The 16860-nt window shown below is 63.6% G+C and carries 17 protein-coding genes; 15 read left to right on the top strand and 2 right to left on the bottom strand.

Annotated elements, in window-relative coordinates:
* Positions 1-3076 (top strand): hypothetical protein (locus ARC39_RS25785; protein WP_068109963.1); only part of this gene is annotated, 3076 nt, incomplete at its 5' end.
* 185 nt (positions 3077-3261) lie between these two features.
* Here ARC39_RS25785 and ARC39_RS03440 read toward each other — a convergent pair.
* Together ARC39_RS03440 and ARC39_RS03435 are read right to left on the bottom strand one after the other, a co-directional pair.
* The gene (locus ARC39_RS03440; protein ID WP_068109960.1) at positions 3262-3531 is read right to left on the bottom strand and encodes a DUF2842 domain-containing protein; all 270 of its coding nucleotides are present in this window, start codon (positions 3529-3531) and stop codon (positions 3262-3264) included.
* 15 nt (positions 3532-3546) lie between these two features.
* Positions 3547-4839 (bottom strand): adenylosuccinate synthase, encoded by a 1293-nt coding sequence (locus ARC39_RS03435; RefSeq protein WP_068109957.1) that lies wholly within the window; start codon positions 4837-4839, stop codon positions 3547-3549.
* A 185-nt stretch (positions 4840-5024) separates the two neighbouring features.
* Between ARC39_RS03435 and secG the strand changes: the two genes are divergently transcribed.
* From secG to ARC39_RS03365, 14 genes are all read left to right on the top strand, one after another.
* Positions 5025-5390 (top strand): preprotein translocase subunit SecG, encoded by a 366-nt coding sequence (gene secG / locus ARC39_RS03430; RefSeq protein ID WP_068109954.1) that lies wholly within the window; start codon positions 5025-5027, stop codon positions 5388-5390.
* 209 nt (positions 5391-5599) lie between these two features.
* The gene (gene pyrG / locus ARC39_RS03425; protein WP_068109951.1) at positions 5600-7243 is read left to right on the top strand and encodes a CTP synthase; all 1644 of its coding nucleotides are present in this window, start codon (positions 5600-5602) and stop codon (positions 7241-7243) included.
* Between the two features lie 148 nt (positions 7244-7391).
* Positions 7392-8375, top strand: a complete 984-nt coding sequence (locus ARC39_RS03420; RefSeq protein ID WP_236545105.1) for a PhzF family phenazine biosynthesis protein — start codon at positions 7392-7394, stop codon at positions 8373-8375.
* On the top strand, positions 8372-9076 hold the full coding sequence (locus ARC39_RS03415; RefSeq protein ID WP_149866285.1) for a hypothetical protein: 705 nt from the start codon (positions 8372-8374) through the stop codon (positions 9074-9076). Before ARC39_RS03420 ends, ARC39_RS03415 begins: the two co-directional genes overlap by 4 nt.
* 26 nt (positions 9077-9102) lie before the next feature.
* On the top strand, positions 9103-9396 hold the full coding sequence (locus tag ARC39_RS03410; protein ID WP_068109945.1) for a DUF1330 domain-containing protein: 294 nt from the start codon (positions 9103-9105) through the stop codon (positions 9394-9396).
* A gap of 28 nt (positions 9397-9424) precedes the next feature.
* Positions 9425-9937: a tellurite resistance TerB family protein gene (locus ARC39_RS03405; protein ID WP_236545104.1), complete on the top strand. Its 513-nt coding sequence runs from the start codon at positions 9425-9427 to the stop codon at positions 9935-9937.
* 69 nt (positions 9938-10006) lie between these two features.
* Positions 10007-10447 carry a tellurite resistance TerB family protein gene (locus ARC39_RS03400; RefSeq protein WP_068109938.1) on the top strand — a complete coding sequence of 147 codons (441 nt, stop codon included), beginning with the start codon at positions 10007-10009 and terminating at the stop codon, positions 10445-10447.
* Between the two features lies 1 nt (position 10448).
* Positions 10449-11231 carry a phosphate/phosphite/phosphonate ABC transporter substrate-binding protein gene (locus ARC39_RS03395; protein WP_068109935.1) on the top strand — a complete coding sequence of 261 codons (783 nt, stop codon included), beginning with the start codon at positions 10449-10451 and terminating at the stop codon, positions 11229-11231.
* A 74-nt stretch (positions 11232-11305) separates the two neighbouring features.
* Positions 11306-12085, top strand: coding sequence for an ABC transporter ATP-binding protein (locus ARC39_RS03390; protein ID WP_068109932.1), 780 nt, complete (start codon positions 11306-11308; stop codon positions 12083-12085).
* A 46-nt stretch (positions 12086-12131) separates the two neighbouring features.
* On the top strand, positions 12132-12854 hold the full coding sequence (locus ARC39_RS03385; protein ID WP_201455702.1) for a transporter substrate-binding domain-containing protein: 723 nt from the start codon (positions 12132-12134) through the stop codon (positions 12852-12854).
* A 40-nt stretch (positions 12855-12894) separates the two neighbouring features.
* Entirely contained in the window at positions 12895-13773 is an 879-nt protein-coding gene (locus ARC39_RS03380; RefSeq protein WP_068109927.1) for an ABC transporter permease, read from the top strand.
* Entirely contained in the window at positions 13770-14609 is an 840-nt protein-coding gene (locus tag ARC39_RS03375) for an ABC transporter permease (protein WP_068109924.1), read from the top strand. Before ARC39_RS03380 ends, ARC39_RS03375 begins: the two co-directional genes overlap by 4 nt.
* Positions 14610-14660: 51 nt before the next feature.
* Positions 14661-15995, top strand: a complete 1335-nt coding sequence (locus ARC39_RS03370; RefSeq protein ID WP_068110155.1) for a glutamine synthetase family protein — start codon at positions 14661-14663, stop codon at positions 15993-15995.
* Between the two features lie 45 nt (positions 15996-16040).
* Positions 16041-16724, top strand: coding sequence for a type 1 glutamine amidotransferase (locus tag ARC39_RS03365; RefSeq protein WP_068109921.1), 684 nt, complete (start codon positions 16041-16043; stop codon positions 16722-16724).
* The last annotated feature ends 136 nt before the right edge of the window (positions 16725-16860 follow it).

Genomic DNA, 16860 nt, shown 5'->3' with positions numbered 1-16860 from the left:
CGAGCAGGAACCCGCAGACGACTTCGTCGCGGAGACCGCGCCTTTCGAACCGGAAACCGCCGAACTGCCCGAAGCCGTGACCGAGACCTTCGAGCAGGAGCCCGAAGACGACTTCGTCGCGGAGACCGTTCCTTTCGAACCGGAAGTCGCCGAGTTGCCCGAACCCGAGGCCGAGACCTTCGAGCAGGAGCCCGCAGCCGCGTTCGTCGCGGAGACAGCGCCCTTCGAACCGGAAGCCGCCGAGCAGCCCGAACCCGAGGCCGCGACCTTCGAGCAGGCGCCCGCAGACGACTTCGTTGCGGAGACCGCGCCTTTCGAAGCGGAGGCCGCCGAGCAACCCGAACCCGAGGCCGAGACCTTCGAGCCGGAGCCCGAAGACGACTTCGTCGCCGAGACCGCGCCCTTCGAGGCGGAAACCGCCGAACAGCCCGAACCCGAGGTCGCAACCTTCGAGCAGGAGCCCGCAGACGCCTTCGTTGCGGAAACTGCGCCTTTCGAAGCGGAAGTCGCCGAACAGCCCGAACCCGAGGCCGAGACGGTCGAGCAGGAACCCGCGTACGTCGCCGAACCGGATCAGGAAGATGCCGTTTCGAGCGAAGAACTCGACGCATATTCCGAAAGTCAGCCTGTCGGCGAATACGGCGCCTTCGACGAGACGCCGCCGGAACCGCACGCCGACGAAACGGAAGAAAGTTCTGCCGTCGACTGGACTCAGGTGTTTGCCGACGCCGCACCGAGTGTCGCCGCCACTGCATCGGGGGATGCCGCTGAATCCGAGGACGACGAACTCGAGCCGGACGTACTGGCGACCGAGGACGAGTCTGAATCGATGGACGACGTGCTGTCCGCCCTGGAAGCTCAGGACGCGGCGAAAGATGCGGAAGCCGATGACGGCGACGTCGCTGAGGAAGCGGATCAACCGGAGGCCACGGCCGACGAGGTGAACGACATCGCCAGGACGGTTGCCGAACTGACCGCGAGCGCCGAGGCCGAAGCTCAGGACGACGACGATGCTGCGGAGAGCACCGAACCGGAAACCGCCGAAGCAGAGGCCGAAGCAGAGGAGGAGGCCCCGTCCGGCCGCGTTATCCGCGTCCGCAAGACGTCGCTGATGGCCTCTTTGCGCGCGGCCTTGAGCGGAGTTGGGCGGCGCGACGATCACGCCGAGACAGCCGAAACCGCCGAGGCGCAGCCGGAAAGCTCTGACGCGCCCACGGACAATGACGAGCAGGCAGCCGCGGAAGAGGTTTCCGTCCCGGCCGACTCGGTCGTCGAGCCGACGGACGTTGCTGAAAACGAAGAGACGATTGCCCAGTCGGAGGCGCTCCACGCGGCCGACACCGATCAGGTACCCGATGACGAAACCCCGGAGACCGGCGAAGCGATCGCGCATGACACCGACGATCTTCCAACAGAGGATGACGAAGCCGAGCTTCTGCGCGAACTCGAGGAAGTTGAGCGCGAGATGAGCGCCGACTTGGAAGAAATTGCGTCACGCGAAGCGCAGAGCAGCGAAGAAGCCATGGCAGCACTTGCCGAGGCGTCGCTGGAGGCCGAAGCCGCGACCGACGAGGCGGCCGAAGCGACGGCGGATGCCATGGCGATCCTCGAGGCAGTCGCAGACGCTGAAGACGAAGCGCCCGAAGACATCGCATCGGAAGATGCTGCGCACGATGACGTGGATGCGGTCGCAGAAGAAGTCGATACGTTGCTCCTTACCGATGAACTGGAGGACGCTGACTCCGAAATCGATCAGGCTGGCGCGTTGGAACCCGAGGACGATCTCCTCGTCGATAGCGGCGACCTCGCGTCCGACGAACACGAAGACGCCGCGCCAATCGCGGAAGAAGCTGAAGCGGAGGAGCCCGGGCAGGAGGATGAGATCGCGGAAACCCGCGTCGTTCCGGACCCCGAAGAAGCCGTTGCGCTCATGCTCGACGCCTCAAGCCGGATCCCCGACGACGAGACGTTCGACGACGCGCACGACGGAAGCGACACAGACACGGACGTCGATCCCGTCCAGGCGACGGTTGCACAGCTCGCGCAGGCCACGGAAGACGCCAGCCGCGCAGAAGCCGCTGCCGAACGCCGCGCGCTGGCACTCGAACAGAACGGCGAGGACGATTCCAAGCTTGAACGCCTGCTCGACGAGACCAACAGCAAGCTCGCCGGCGCCGAGATGCAGCGGCGGCGGTCGGCAATCGAGCATCTGAAAGCGGCCGTGGCGGCCACGAAAGCCGAGGGTCCGACCGCGCGCAATTCCGAAGAGCGCGAGGCCGAGCCTTATCGCAAGGATCTTGCAGAGGTCGTGCGCCCACACACGCCAAAGCCCACGTTGCTTGACGAGCCGAAAACAGCCTCTTCCACCGACGCCGGTCGCAAGAGCCTTCGAAACGCCGACGCACCGGCCGATACGGAAGCCACCCGCGACACCGAAGGCGCCGTTCCGCTTCGCCGGCGCAGTGACGCAGCGGAACGCAGCACGCCGGTTCGTCCGCGTCGTCCGGTGAGCGCAGCTACGGGAGAGCGCCCGGCTGGCGCGAGTGGCGAAGGGCGCGAACGCCCCCGCGTCGCACCTCTGATGCTTGTATCGGAACAGCGCGTCGACACGCCCGAAGCAGAAACGCGCAAGCCGGCGCACGAGCGCTCGACCGCGCCTGTGCGTCCGCGGCGCGTGGTCACAAACTGGGACGACGAGCCCGACACAGCCGACGTTACTCACGCCGGAAGTGAACCCGCAAAGCCGACAAGCGACAGCGAAGCTGCCGAAATTCTGGCCGAAAGCACCACGTTCGACGACTTTGCCGAACGGATGGGCGCGGCCGGCCTGGAAGAACTGCTGGAATGCGCTGCCGCCTACACGTCCTATGTCGAGGGGCGGCCGCACTTCTCACATCCGCAGATCATGAATGTCGTACGGCAGCTCGACGGTCAGGAGAAACTGCGGCGCGAGGACAGCTTGCGGACATTCGGCCAGCTTCTGCGGCAGGGAAAGATCCAGAAGCTCGACCGGGGTCAATTCACGCTTTCGCAAAGCTCGCGATACAAACCGGAGGAACGCAGGGCGGTTCTCTGACTCCCTGCAACTCCGTTCCGTAACGAGTTCAGGGGCACGGCAACCGCCGAGGGACCTCGTCTCCGGGTCGCATCGCCGAACCGGACAGCCGAGGGCCCAGCTCTACGCCCCTCAGAAACTACCTTCGCTCTCATTGGCGCGGTGGCCCAACTGGCCGCCGCGCCATTGGTTTGGGGGGCTTGTGGCTAGTCCTCGGGCGGATGCCGTGTGCTGTCCGCACCGTCCTGCGTGTCAGTGGCGGTGGAGTTGGGGTCTGCCTTGCCGACACCGCGGAAGATGAACCGGAAAGGAAGCGCCCAGGCGATACCCAGCAGGAGATACACGAGGACTTCGACGATCACCGATGGACGGTCGAGCCAGCTCAACAGAACCCAGGCCGCGATGATATATGCCGGGAGCCCAACGACCAGTATCAGAAGCGACAGCCGCCGGCGTGCCTTGTAGCTCAGTGCCATGGCGCCACCCCGTCGTCAGTCTGCGAATGGGTCGGTGACGAGTATCGTGTCGTCACGCTCTGGAGAGGTAGACAGCAGGGCAACCGGGCAATCGATCAGTTCTTCGATTCGGCGCACATATTTCACCGCCGCTCCCGGTAGGTCTGCCCAGCTGCGGGCACCGGCCGTGCTTTCGCTCCACCCCTCCATCGTCTCGTAGATGGGAGTTACGCGAGCTTGTTGATCGGCCGCCGTGGGGAGATAGTCCAGGTGCTTGCCGTCCAGGTCATAGCCGGTACAGATCTTCAGCTCCTTCAGCCCGTCCAGCACGTCGAGTTTGGTCAACGCAATGCCATTAACGCCGGAAAGCGCGCAGGTCTGCCGCACAAGAACGGCATCGAACCATCCACAGCGTCGCGATCTGCCGGTGACCGTCCCCTTCTCGCGGCCAACGGTGGCAAGATGCTCGCCCACCTCGTCAAAGAGTTCGCAGGCAAAGGGGCCTTCGCCGACGCGCGTGGTATAGGCCTTGACGATGCCGAGCACGAAGTCGATGGACCCGGGCCCCATGCCGGTGCCCGAGGCGGCGGATCCGGAAATCGTGGTCGAGGAGGTCACGAAGGGATAGGTGCCGAAATCCACGTCGAGCAGCGAGCCCTGCGCCCCCTCGAAGAGGATCCGCTTGCCCGCCTTGCGCGCGGTATTCATCTCGCGCCAGACCGGCTTGGCGAAGGGCAGGACCTTCGGCGCGATCTCCCGAAGGTCGGCCAGTAGTTTGGCGGCATCCACCGGCGGCAGCCCCAGCCCCCGGCGAAGCGCATCGTGATGCACCAGGAGTCGCCCAACGCGGGTCTCCAGCGTCGCATCGTCGGCCAGATCGGCGACGCGGATCACCCGGCGGCCGACCTTGTCCTCGTAGGCCGGCCCAATACCGCGCCCCGTGGTACCGATCTTGGCAACCGAATTCTGCGCTTCCCGGCCACGGTCCAGCTCGCCATGCAGCGGCAGGATGAGTGGCGTGTTCTCCGCGATCATCAGGTTGTCGGGAGTGACCTCGACGCCCTGGTTCGCAAGCCGGGAGATTTCTTCCACCAGCGCCCACGGGTCGAGCACGACGCCATTCCCGATCACCGAGATCTTGCCCTTGCGCACGATGCCCGAGGGAAGCAGCGACAGCTTGAAGACCTCGCCGTCGATCACCAATGTGTGCCCGGCATTGTGACCGCCCTGGAAGCGCGCGATCACATCGGCCCGTTCGGAGAGCCAATCGACGATCTTGCCCTTCCCTTCGTCGCCCCATTGGGCGCCGACCACGACGACATTGGCCATTATCCTCTCCTCGGCTGGCTGGAAAACCCGCGCCGGTATAACGGGCCGCGCCCGCCGCGCAAACCACCAATCTGCCGCATCGGCCGACAGGCTCCGGTGCGCACATCCCATTGCACCGTGCTGGGGGTTGCGGGCGCGGAGGCTTCCCATTAGATACCGCGCATCCGAATTCGAGGCCCCCACGCATGGAAAACGTCATCCTGATCGTCCACCTGATTCTGGCTCTGAGCCTGATCGGCATCGTGCTGCTTCAGCGATCCGAAGGGGGCGGCCTGGGCATGGGCGGCGGCGGGGGCGGCGTCATGTCGGGCCGCGCGGCCGCGACCGCGCTCGGCAAACTCACCTGGCTTTTCGCCATCGGGTTCATTGTGACCTCGATCACGCTCACGATCCTTGCGGCCGCGAATTCCGAGAACACCTCCGTGGTGGACCGAATTACCGACCAGCCCGAGGTGGTGGAGACACCGGCCCCCGAGGCGCCCGCCGCGGACGACCTGCTGCCACCCGCACCCGTTGGCGACGCACCGCTCGTGCCACAGGTGGCCGAGTAGGTTCGGCGCAAAGACGCGACCCACGGGCCACAAGGCTTTGCATAAACCAAGAATCCAGCAACAGCATCTAGAGGTGCTGTTGCCCCATCACGGCGAATCCTTTAAACTCTGAGTCCCGTGATGGTGCGTTTTTTCGGGCGCATCTTGGCTGCTGAAACTGGCGATTCTCCGCACGGGAATCCAACGAAATCACGGGGGGTCGGCCGACTATGGCACGGTTCATCTTCATCACGGGCGGCGTCGTGTCCTCCCTTGGAAAAGGGCTGGCCTCTGCCGCCCTTGGCGCGTTGCTGCAAGCGAGGGGGTTCAGCGTCCGCCTGCGCAAGCTCGATCCCTATCTCAACGTCGATCCGGGAACGATGAGCCCGTTCGAGCACGGAGAGGTTTTCGTCACCGACGACGGCGCGGAAACCGATCTCGACCTCGGCCATTACGAGCGTTTCACGGGGGTCGCGGCACGGATGACCGACTCGGTCTCCTCGGGGCGGATCTATTCCAACGTGCTGGAGAAGGAGCGCCGTGGCGACTACCTCGGCAAGACGATCCAGGTGATCCCGCACGTCACCAACGAGATCAAGGATTTCATCGCCATCGGTGAGGACGAGGTCGATTTCATGCTCTGCGAGATCGGCGGCACGGTCGGCGACATCGAGGGCCTGCCCTTCTTCGAGGCAATCCGCCAGTTCGCGCAGGACAAGGGGCGCGGTCAGTGCATCTTCATGCACCTGACGCTCCTGCCGTTCATCAAGGCCTCCGGCGAGTTGAAGACCAAGCCAACACAACACTCGGTCAAGGAGTTGCGCTCGATCGGGCTCGCGCCGGACCTGCTCGTCTGCCGCTCCGAGATGCCGATCCCGCAGAAGGAACGGGAGAAACTCGCGCTCTTCTGTAACGTGCGTCCCGATGCCGTGATCGCCGCGCAGGACCTCTCGTCGATCTACGACGCGCCGCTTGCCTATCACCGCGAAGGACTTGACCAGGCGGTGCTCGACGCCTTCCAGATCAGCCCGGCGCCCCGGCCCAACCTCTCCCGTTGGGAGGACGTGTCCGACCGGATTCACAATTCGGACGGCGAGGTGCGCATCGCCATCGTCGGCAAGTATACGCAGCTTGAAGACGCCTACAAATCCATCGCCGAGGCACTGACCCACGGCGGCATGGCCAACCGGGTGAAGGTGAAGGCCGAGTGGATCGACGCCGAGATCTTCGAAAAGGAAGACGCCGCACCGCATCTGGAAGACTTCCACGCGATCATCGTGCCCGGCGGGTTCGGCGAACGCGGCACGGAGGGCAAGATCAAGGCAGCGGAATTCGCGCGCACCCGCAAGGTTCCCTATCTCGGAATCTGCCTGGGCATGCAAATGGCGGTGATCGAGGCGGCGCGCCACCTGACCGAGATGCACGATGCGGGGTCGGAGGAATTCGACCACGAGGCGGGCAAGAAACGCTTCACGCCGGTGGTCTACCACCTGAAGGAATGGGTCCAGGGCAACGCAAAGATCGAGCGCAAGGTCGAGGACGACAAGGGCGGCACGATGCGGCTCGGTGCCTATGACGCCGTGCTTGCCGAAGGCAGCCGCGTGGCGGAGATTTACGGCACAACGACGATCGACGAGCGTCATCGCCATCGCTACGAGGTGGACATCCGCTACAAGGATCAGCTGGAGGAAAAGGGACTGCGCTTTTCGGGCATGTCGCCGGACGGCCGGTTGCCGGAGATCGTCGAGGTGCCGGATCACCCGTGGTTCATTGGCGTTCAGTTTCACCCCGAGTTGAAGTCGAAGCCTTTCCAGCCGCATCCGCTCTTTCGGGATTTCATCCGCGCCGCCAAAGAGAACAGCCGCCTGGTCTGAGGCTTTCGCCGCCGGCCGGATTGGTCGAGGGCTTCCGCGTCTGGCATGAAACTCTCCATCCGCGCCGCCGCGCGCAATGCGCGCGGCCCGGCCCAACCGGGATCGTGCCATCTTTGATGGTACGCGCCCGGGCGGGAGCGCCCCGGCGATGTTTACATGTGCCGATGCATGGGACAGGGTCGGCCGGCAACACCAGCCGATGGGGCCGCCAACCATGTATGACGCGCTGACATTCCACACGCTCGACGTGTTCACGGACACCCCCTACGCCGGAAATCCGCTCGCGGTGGTGCTCGGCGCGGACGACCTCGACACGGCGCAGATGCAGACCATCGCGCGGGAGTTCAACCTCTCCGAGACGATCTTCGTCATGCAACCGCGCGACCCGGAGAACGCCGCGCGTGTCAGGATCTTCTTCCCGACGGCAGAGATCCCATTCGCGGGCCATCCGACGATCGGCTGTGCCGTGCTGCTGGCGGAAATGCGCAACGCCGCCGGCGACTTCGACGATCATCTCGTGCTGGAGGAGGAAGCAGGGCCGGTTCCGGTTCGCCTGACCCGGCGGGGCGTGGTGACAACCGGTGAATTCGTGGCGCCTGTCCTCCCGCACCGCACGATGTCCGAAGCACCTCCCGATCTCATCGCCGCGGCGCTCGGGATTGCACCTTCGGACATCGGCTTCGGAGCTCACCTGCCCGGTGTCTATCAGGGCGGTCCGGCGTTCCTTTTCGTTCCCGTCTCCGGCTTGGACGCGCTCACCGCCGCGCGTCCCATGGAACCCGGCTGGTCGGCCCTCATGGCGAGGGCCGGCGTCGACGCGGCCTATCTCTATAGCCCCGCCGGTGACCGCCGATTTCGGGCGCGGATGTTTTCTCCGACCGCCGGGATTCCCGAGGACCCCGCCACGGGCTCGGCCAGCGCGCTTCTCGCCGCCGCCCTGTTGGAGGCTGGCGCGCTTCCGGAGGAGGAGACAAACCTGCGCCTGACGCAAGGCGTCGAGATGGGGCGCCCGAGTGACATTTCCCTCACAACGGTCGTGCAGGGTGGCCAATTGGCCGAAGTGCGCGTTGGCGGCAGTGCCGTGCGCGTGAGCAACGGCACCATCCGCGTGCCAAGCCGATCCCCATCATGAAACGTCGCTGGCCGATCATGGCGCTCTTGCCGGCCATGGTGGCGACCCATGCAAACGCCGGACAGGTGATCACGGCGGATTATGCCGCGCTCCGCCTGGAACTCCTTCAAGTGGTCGACTTCGAGCGGTTACCGCCACGCGACGAGCCCGGTTTCAATCTGGACATGCCGCTTTACGCACGCGGTGCCTGGATCGGAGAACGGTTCGCAGGCCAGGACGTCGTGCCATTGGCAACCGGCCACGACGATATCGACGGCGCGCCAGACGGCCCGAACCTGCGAATCGCCGGCGGTGCGGAAAAACGCAACCTCAGCGTGGCGCGGCACCGGGGCTTCGGCTCCAACGCCTTGTTCCCACTCGGCGAAACCGGTTTCCCGGAGTTGCACGCACGCGGCGAAGGCGCGCTGGCCATTCTCTTCGATCACGATCAGGCGGCCGTCGGCTTCCGGGTGCACGCCGGCTATCCCGCCCCCCTCGGCACGACGACGGTACACACCGGCCATGTGGAGGTCCGCTTCTTCGCCCGCGACGGCCGCCGTATCGCCAGCCTGCAACACGAACCGGGCCGCGGCATTTCTGAGTTCGGCTACCGCACGCAGACCGGCCGGGCGGAGATTGCCGGTATCCTGATACTGAACACCGATCCCGGCGGGATTGCCGTTGACGACATCATCTTTGCCTTGCCCGGCCTGCTGGGCTAGTCCGGAACGAGGGAAGGAGATCGGCGATGCTCAAGGGATACTGGGTCGCGCATGTCGACGTGAAGGACCAAAGGGTTTTCGAGGAGTACAAGCAGGCCGCCGCCCGGCCATTCGCCCGCTACGGCGCGCGGTTTCTCGTCCGGGCCGGGCAGTACGACGTGCGGGAGGGCGAAATGCACCCGCATACGGTTGTCATCGAGTTTCCCACCTTTGCCGATGCAATGGCCTGCTACGACGATCCGGACCACCAGGCCGCAAAGGCGATTCGGGACCCGATCGCCGACGGCGACCTTGTTATCGTCGAAGGGTTCGGCGGCTAGCTGCTCCCCAAGGCCAACAAACGGCAGAATGACCGCGCTACCGGGCTTGATGCAGGGGCAACGGCCCGGCATATGTGCACCTATGTTCACGGACCTTCTCCATCGCCTTTTCGCACCCGTACCGACACCGCTGCCAACGCTCGATGGCCGCCATGCCATGGCTGGCCTGTTGGTGCGAATGGCGAAGATGGACGGGCTCTATGCCGTCGAGGAAATCCGCCGGATTGACCGCATTCTCGCGGCATCATACGGCTTGAACCCCGTGGAAGCTGCGAGGCTGCGTGCGGAAAGCGAGAAGCTCGAGGCGCTGGCTCCGGAGGACGGGCGTTTCGCCGCCGCGGTGCGCAAACGTCTCGACAGGGATCACCGCGAATCCGTTCTGGTGGCGATGTGGCGCGTCGCTGTTTCCGACGGCGTCGCGAAGGCGTCGGAACAGGCGTACCTGGAGCGCGCGGCAGACCGCCTGGGTTTGGATGCCGCAGCAGCGCGGCGGGCTCAAGAAGCCGTGACCTCGACAGGCGCAGCCGATGGCGCGGATTGAAGCGTCCTGCGATGGTGCGGCGGCACGACCCCATTGGCCAATCGAGCCGTAACGCATATATCGCTGGCTATGTTTGCTGATCTCCTCCGTCGACTCACCGACCCGACGCCGCTGACCCTGCCCGACCCGGATGCGCGCCTCGCTCTCACCGCGCTCCTGGTTCGTGTGGCCCGCTCCGATGGCGACTACGCCGAGACAGAGGTCGCGAGGATCGACAAGATTCTGATGCGCCGGTACGGGCTCGGCCCTTTCGAGGCGACGACGCTGCGCGGGCAGGCCGAAACGCTCGAATCCGAAGCCCCGGACACGGTTCGGTTTACGCGGGCAATCAAGGATGCCGTCCCCTACGAAGATCGCACAGCGGTGGTCGAAGCCCTGTGGGCGGTCGTGCTTGCCGATGGAATTCGCGACCAGGAGGAGGATTCCTTGATCCGGCTGGTCTCAAACCTGCTCGGCATCAACGACAGGGACAGCGCGCTGGCGCGTCAGCGCGTGGAAGCCAGCAAGTAGGATGATCGCAGCACTGCCGATGTACGACCATCCGGGCGTCCGGCAGTCAACCGATGCGCTCTGGTGGGCCGTGCGCGACCGCTTGCAGCGCGCAGGCATTTCCGCTCCTTTCTCTCTGTCGCGCTCGGACGACCTGTTCGCCCAGTGGCGCAATCCGGATCTCCTGCTCGGCCAGGTCTGCGGGTTGCCGTTCCGCACCGAGTTTCATCGTCGTGTCACGCTCCTCGGTGCAATCGACTACGGCCTTCCCGACACACCACCGGGCTACTACCACTCACTTTTCGTTGTACGCAGGGACGACGACCGAAACCGTGTGGAAGATTTCCGCGGCGCCCGTCTCGCCTTCAACGAGGCCGTCTCTCACTCCGGATGGGCAACCGCGGCCGCGGCGCCGGTTCGGTTCCGCTTGCTTCCGGAAACCGGAAGCCACCGCGAAAGCTCGCGCGCGCTCAACGATGGCAATGCAGACATCGCCGCGATCGACGCGATCAGCTGGCGACTGATTTGCGCGCACACCTCTCTTGCACGCGCATTGAAAGTGATTGGTCGGAGCGCCGCCACGCCCGGACAGGCGCTGATTACCGCGTTTCCCGAACATGCGCCCGCCCTGCGCACCGCAATTGCCGAGGGAATCGCCGATCTGGCGCCGGGCGACCGCAGTGCGCTTGGGATTCGCGGATTTGTACGGATCGCACCGCAGGCGTACTTGTCGGTCCCCAATCCGCCCAGTCCGGAGGCATATTCGGCCCAACATGTTGGATCAAAGTCGCTGTTGCAGGGGTAATATGCCATTCCGCGTTGCATCTGCACGGAATTTGCGCCCTACTCTGCCCCTGAAATAGCCATAGCGACGTTCCCGTGAACACAGACACACCGCCTGTCATCGAGATACGAGACCTGCACAAGGCCTACGGTGCGCTTGAAGTTCTCAAAGGTGTCGACATGGTCGCTCGCAAAGGCGAGGTGGTCTCACTGATCGGTTCGTCGGGTTCGGGGAAATCAACCCTTCTTCGCTGCGCGAACCTGCTCGAGGACAGCCAGCAGGGGGACATCCGGTTCGAAGGCGAACCGGTGGCTTGGCGCGGCAGCGGCATGTCGCGCAGACCCGGGGACCACAAACAACTCATCCGCATTCGCACCAATCTCTCGATGGTGTTTCAGCAGTTCAATCTTTGGGCCCATATGACAATCCTGGAGAATGTCATGGAAGCGCCGGTAACTGTCTTGAAACGCGATCGCCATGAGGTCGAAACGCTGGGGCGGGAATTGCTTGCCAAGGTTGGTATCGGCGACAAATGCGACGCCTACCCCGCCCAGCTTTCCGGCGGACAGCAGCAGCGCGCCGCCATCGCGCGGGCGCTCGCGATGGAACCAAAGGCACTCCTTTTCGACGAGCCAACGTCCGCCCTCGATCCAGAGTTGGAGCAGGAAGTTGTGAAGGTTATCAAGGCACTCGCGCAAGAGGGGCGCACGATGCTAATCGTCACCCACGATATGCGGCTTGCGGCGGATGTATCGAACCATGTCGTCTTTCTTCACCAGGGAAAGATCGAAGAGGAAGGAGCGCCGGAAACGCTATTCGGCAATCCGCAGACAGAACGGCTGCGACAATTCCTGTCGCATTCGCAGGGGCACTGAGAGGCCCATCCACTGAGCAAAACCCACTCACCGGGAGAAGAAAATAATGAATAAACTGATCCTTTCCACCGCGGCCCTGGCCCTTTCGGCAGGATTTGCCGTGGCACAGGACGTTGTGCGCATGGGCACCGAGGGGGCCTATCCTCCGTACAACTTCATCAACGACAATGGCGAGGTCGACGGTTTCGAGCGCGAACTGGGCGACGAGTTGTGCACCCGTGCCGAGCTGACCTGCGAATGGGTTACCAACGACTGGGATTCCATCATCCCCAACCTCACATCCGGTAACTACGACACGATCATCGCCGGCATGTCGATCACCGAGGAGCGTGACGAGGTGATCGACTTCACCGAAGCCTACTTCCCGCCGGATCCGTCGGTGTACGTCGCCATGGCCGAGGACGTGGATGTCGCCGGCGGCGTCGTGGCGGCGCAGACCGGCACGATTCAGGCCAGCCACGTTGCCTCTACCGGCGCCACGCTGGTCGAATTCGCGACGCCGGACGAGACAGTCGCCGCAGTCCGCAATGGTGAGGTGGACGCCGTTCTGGCCGACAAAGCCTTCCTGGAGCCGATTGCCAACGAAGACGCAGACCTGATGATCATTGGCGACGATGTGATGCTAGGTAGCGGGATCGGCATCGGTTTGCGCGAGAGCGATGCAGAGCTCAAGGCCACGTTCGACACGGCAATCCAGTCGATGAAGGCCGACGGTTCGCTCAACACGCTGATCGAAAAGTGGTTCGAAGGGATGACGGGCCCCTACTAGGGTCGTCTCGGCGCGGCTCTAAAGGCCGCGCCCACCCAACATGTTCGCACATTGCGCCGATCCCTCCACGCTCGAAGGCTTCGCCTGGCTTGCCTGCTACCTGACAAACGGCAAGCACATGCTGTTCTATGGCTCCTTCGGCACGGTCCTGTTGCTACTCGCAATTACGGCCCCCGTCTCGCTGGCCTTCGGCTTCGCCGGTGCCGTTGCTTCGCGCTCGCATATCCCGCCTGTCGCCTGGATCGGCAAGCTCTACACGTCCATCGTGCGCGGCGTACCCGACATCGTTTTCTTCCTTTTCTTCGTCATTGCCCTCGATCAGGGAATCGAGTGGCTTCGGCATCAGGCGATTTGCCCCGACTGGACCGAACCCGTCCGGCAAGGCAACGATTTCGTCGTCTGCCCCGAAGCGAAGATGCCGCTCTCGACAGCACCGCAAAGCATCCACGAAATCTATAACTTCACACTCGCGGTCTTCACGTTCGCCATCGTCTTCGGCGCCTTTGCCGCCAACGTGCTATACGGCGCGATGAACGCCGTGCCGCGCCCGCAACTGGAGACGGCGCACGCCTATGGCATGAACGACCGGCAGACCTTCTGGCGCATCCTCGTGCCGCAGATGTGGGTCTATGCGCTTCCCGGCCTCGGCAATCTCTGGATGATCCTGATCAAGGCGACACCGCTTCTCTTCCTGCTGGGCGTTCAGGACATCGTGTACTGGGCGCGGGAACTCGGTGGCTCCAAGACAGCCATCTACGCCTATCCGCACCCGGACTGGCGGCTCTACTATTTCCTGTTCCTGCTGGTGTTCTACCTCGCCTTCACCCGTGTATCGGAGGTTGTGCTTGAGCGGATCACACGCAAGCTTTCGCACGGCCAGGCCACCGCGGCGGGCGAAGCCATGAGGCGCGAGGCATGAGCTGCTGGGAGTCCTTTCAGGCCTACGCCCTCCGCTCCCTTGGTTTGGGCGAGCGGTTGTTGCCAAAAGCCGACATCACGGTTTGCGAACAGGTTGTGCTGATCGGCTCCGGCCTGATCTGGAATGTCTACTTCGCCGCCATCGCCTTGCTGCTTGGCTTTTTCTTCGCCACCGCATTGGCGATGGCGAAGAACGCGCAGAATCCCTGGCTGCGAAAACCGGCTGAGTGGTTCATCTTTGTGTTCCGTGGCTCACCGCTCTTCATCCAGTTCTTCCTGGCATATGAAGCCTTTGTGCTTCTGCCCAAGGCGGGCATCGAGTTTTCGTTACTCGGAATCGAGTTTGGCGCGTCCACGCGCTGGCTTACGCGCGCATGGCTTGGCGCGACAATCGTCTTGTTCCTCAATACCTCCGCCTATGCCGCTGAGATCTTCTACGGTGCGTTGCGCTCGATCCCCAAGGGAGATCTGGAGGCCGCCGACGCCTACGGCCTGACGGGATTGCATCGGTTCCGCCGGATTGTCTGGCCGACCATGCTACGGCTTGCCTGGCCTGCCTACACCAACGAGGCGATCTTTCTCTTCCACGCCACCACGCTCGTGTTTTTCTCCGGCTTCCCCGCCTGGAAGCAAATGGGCGACGCGCTCTATTACGCCAACTACTTCGCCGACAAGACCTTCAACCCCTTCGTCCCCTACCCTATTGTCGCCGGCTTCTTCGTTCTGATGACGCTTGTCATCATCAGCCTCTTCGGGATGATCAACAAACGCCTCAACAGACATCTGCCCAAACAAAAACGGCGCAAAATAGCCTTGCGGCTCAACCTGATCCGGTAGTAGGAATTTGATCAAATTACGGAGATGGCCGTGGTGCGTGATCAATTGCTTATGAAGAACTGGCTTCGGAAGAATGCCCATGTGCACGCGATCCGGGTGGCGGCGGCGGATCTGAACGGCCAGCCGCGCGGCAAGCGGATTCCCGTGCGTTTCGCCGACAAGGCCATCGAGGGCGGCACGCGGTTTCCCATGTCGGTGCTCAACCTCGACATCTGGGGCGAAGACATCGAGAACAGCCCCCTGGTTCTTGCCAGCGGCGACCGCGACGGCGTGCTGCAACCCACCGAGCGCGGTTTCATGCCCATGCCGTGGCTGGACACGCCCACCGGCCTGCTCCCCATCTGGATGTTCCACGAAGACGGCCGGCCTTTCGAAGGGGACCCACGTCATGCACTGTCGCGCGTCGTCGCGCGCTACGCCGAACGCGGCCTGACGCCGGTCGTTGCGGTGGAACTGGAGTTCTTCCTGATCGACGACAGCGGCGACGAACTCCGGGTACCGGCCTCGCCGCGCACCGGAAAGCGGCGCGCGATGGGCGAGATTCTATCGCTGCGGGCGCTGGACGTTTTCGACAAGTTCTTCACCGAGCTTTACGACGCCTGCGAAGCGATGGACATTCCCGCGGATACGGCAATCTCCGAATCCGGCATCGGGCAGTTCGAGATCAACTTGATGCATCAGGAAGACGCCCTGCGCGCCGCGGATGACGCCTGGCTCTTCAAGATGCTTCTCAAAGGTCTGGCCCGTCGCCACGGGTTCGCAGCCAGCTTCATGGCCAAGCCCTACCCCGACTACGCGGGCTCCGGCTTGCACATGCACTTCTCGGTGCTCGACAAGAACGGCTCGAACATCTTCGACGACGGGACCGAACGCGGCAGCAATCACCTGCTTCACGCCGTTGACGGCTGCATGAAGGCGATGTCCGGAAGCACGCTGGTCTTCGCGCCGCACGGAAACAGCTATGACCGGATGGTGCCCGGCGCACATGCGCCCACCGGCATCTGCTGGGCCTACGAGAACCGCACCACCGCATTGCGTATCCCGAGCGGCAACCACAAGGCCCGGCGGATCGAGCATCGCTTGTCTGGCGGCGACGTGAACCCCTATCTCACCATTGCGGCGGTACTCGGCGCCGCGCTCAACGGGATCGAGGATGGCTCAATGCCGCCCGACCCCGTGACGGGGAACGCCTATGACCGGGAGTTGCCCAGTATCCCGACGGACTGGAAAGGCGCGATCGACGCCTTCGAAGCAAGCCCGGAGGTGGCCCGAATCTTCCCGCAGCAACTCGTCCAGAACTATGTTCTGACGAAGCGGCAGGAATTTCGCTACATGGCCGAAACCTCCCGCGAAGAGCAGACGGAACTATACATCGACACTGTTTGACGCAGCTTTCTCTGTGCGTCCCATGTTCACAGGACAACATTCGCCATGCTGATTGGCATTCTCCAGACCGGTACCGCACCCGAAGAACTGAAAGAATCCACGGGTGACTACCCCGGCATGTTCGAGCAACTCCTCGCCGGTAACGGTTTCACGTTTCGAACATGGAATGTGGAGGAAGGGGATATTCCGGCAGGGGCCGATGCGGCCGAGGGTTGGTTGATAACCGGTTCGAAGCACGGCGTTTACGAGTCGCATCCGTGGATCGCTCCGCTGGAGAACCTCATTCGGCAAATCTATGTCGACGGGCGTCCGTTGGTCGGGATCTGTTTCGGCCATCAGATCATCGCGCAAGCACTAGGCGGTCGCGTCGAGAAATTCTCCGGAGGGTGGAGCGTCGGTCGAACGATCTATGACTTCGACGGCACCGAACTTGCTCTAAATGCCTGGCATCAGGATCAGGTCATCGAACCGCCCCTTGGCGCCGAGACGGTTGCCTCCTCCGCGACCTGTCGGCACGCCGCGCTGCTCTATGATACGCGCATCTATACCACGCAGGCCCACCCGGAATTCGATGCGGAGTTTCTGGCCGGTTTGATCCGAACACGCGGCAAGGTGCTTCCTCAATCCAACCTGGACAAGGCAATCGCCTCCCTGCCAATGCCAACCGACAATGCCGAAATTGCCCGACGAATGGCGCAGTTTCTGCTCGGCGGGACGGCATCGCACTGAACAACCTCACGATGCGCCGCCCGCGTCGCCGCGCCCGCGCGGCACGCGGCAACGACGCTCGCGATCTCCTGAACCGCGGGGCGATCTTTTTCCTTTCGTGAAAACTAAAACTGGAATACAGATTTTCCGAATGTAA

This window comes from Tropicimonas marinistellae (assembly GCF_001509585.1).
Taxonomy (GTDB): Bacteria; Pseudomonadota; Alphaproteobacteria; order Rhodobacterales; family Rhodobacteraceae; genus Tropicimonas; species Tropicimonas marinistellae.
This window is presented reverse-complemented; position numbering and strand designations above follow the sequence as displayed.

Coding starts and splice junctions, on each gene's coding strand:
- ARC39_RS03440 (WP_068109960.1), bottom strand. CDS start 3,531: ATGGCACTGAGCTACAAGGCACGCCGGCGGCTGTCGCTTCTGATACTG.
- ARC39_RS03435 (WP_068109957.1), bottom strand. CDS start 4,839: ATGGCCAATGTCGTCGTGGTCGGCGCCCAATGGGGCGACGAAGGGAAG.
- secG (WP_068109954.1), top strand. CDS start 5,025: ATGGAAAACGTCATCCTGATCGTCCACCTGATTCTGGCTCTGAGCCTG.
- pyrG (WP_068109951.1), top strand. CDS start 5,600: ATGGCACGGTTCATCTTCATCACGGGCGGCGTCGTGTCCTCCCTTGGA.
- ARC39_RS03420 (WP_236545105.1), top strand. CDS start 7,392: ATGTTTACATGTGCCGATGCATGGGACAGGGTCGGCCGGCAACACCAG.
- ARC39_RS03415 (WP_149866285.1), top strand. CDS start 8,372: ATGAAACGTCGCTGGCCGATCATGGCGCTCTTGCCGGCCATGGTGGCG.
- ARC39_RS03410 (WP_068109945.1), top strand. CDS start 9,103: ATGCTCAAGGGATACTGGGTCGCGCATGTCGACGTGAAGGACCAAAGG.
- ARC39_RS03405 (WP_236545104.1), top strand. CDS start 9,425: ATGACCGCGCTACCGGGCTTGATGCAGGGGCAACGGCCCGGCATATGT.
- ARC39_RS03400 (WP_068109938.1), top strand. CDS start 10,007: ATGTTTGCTGATCTCCTCCGTCGACTCACCGACCCGACGCCGCTGACC.
- ARC39_RS03395 (WP_068109935.1), top strand. CDS start 10,449: ATGATCGCAGCACTGCCGATGTACGACCATCCGGGCGTCCGGCAGTCA.
- ARC39_RS03385 (WP_201455702.1), top strand. CDS start 12,132: ATGAATAAACTGATCCTTTCCACCGCGGCCCTGGCCCTTTCGGCAGGA.
- ARC39_RS03380 (WP_068109927.1), top strand. CDS start 12,895: ATGTTCGCACATTGCGCCGATCCCTCCACGCTCGAAGGCTTCGCCTGG.
- ARC39_RS03375 (WP_068109924.1), top strand. CDS start 13,770: ATGAGCTGCTGGGAGTCCTTTCAGGCCTACGCCCTCCGCTCCCTTGGT.
- ARC39_RS03370 (WP_068110155.1), top strand. CDS start 14,661: ATGAAGAACTGGCTTCGGAAGAATGCCCATGTGCACGCGATCCGGGTG.
- ARC39_RS03365 (WP_068109921.1), top strand. CDS start 16,041: ATGCTGATTGGCATTCTCCAGACCGGTACCGCACCCGAAGAACTGAAA.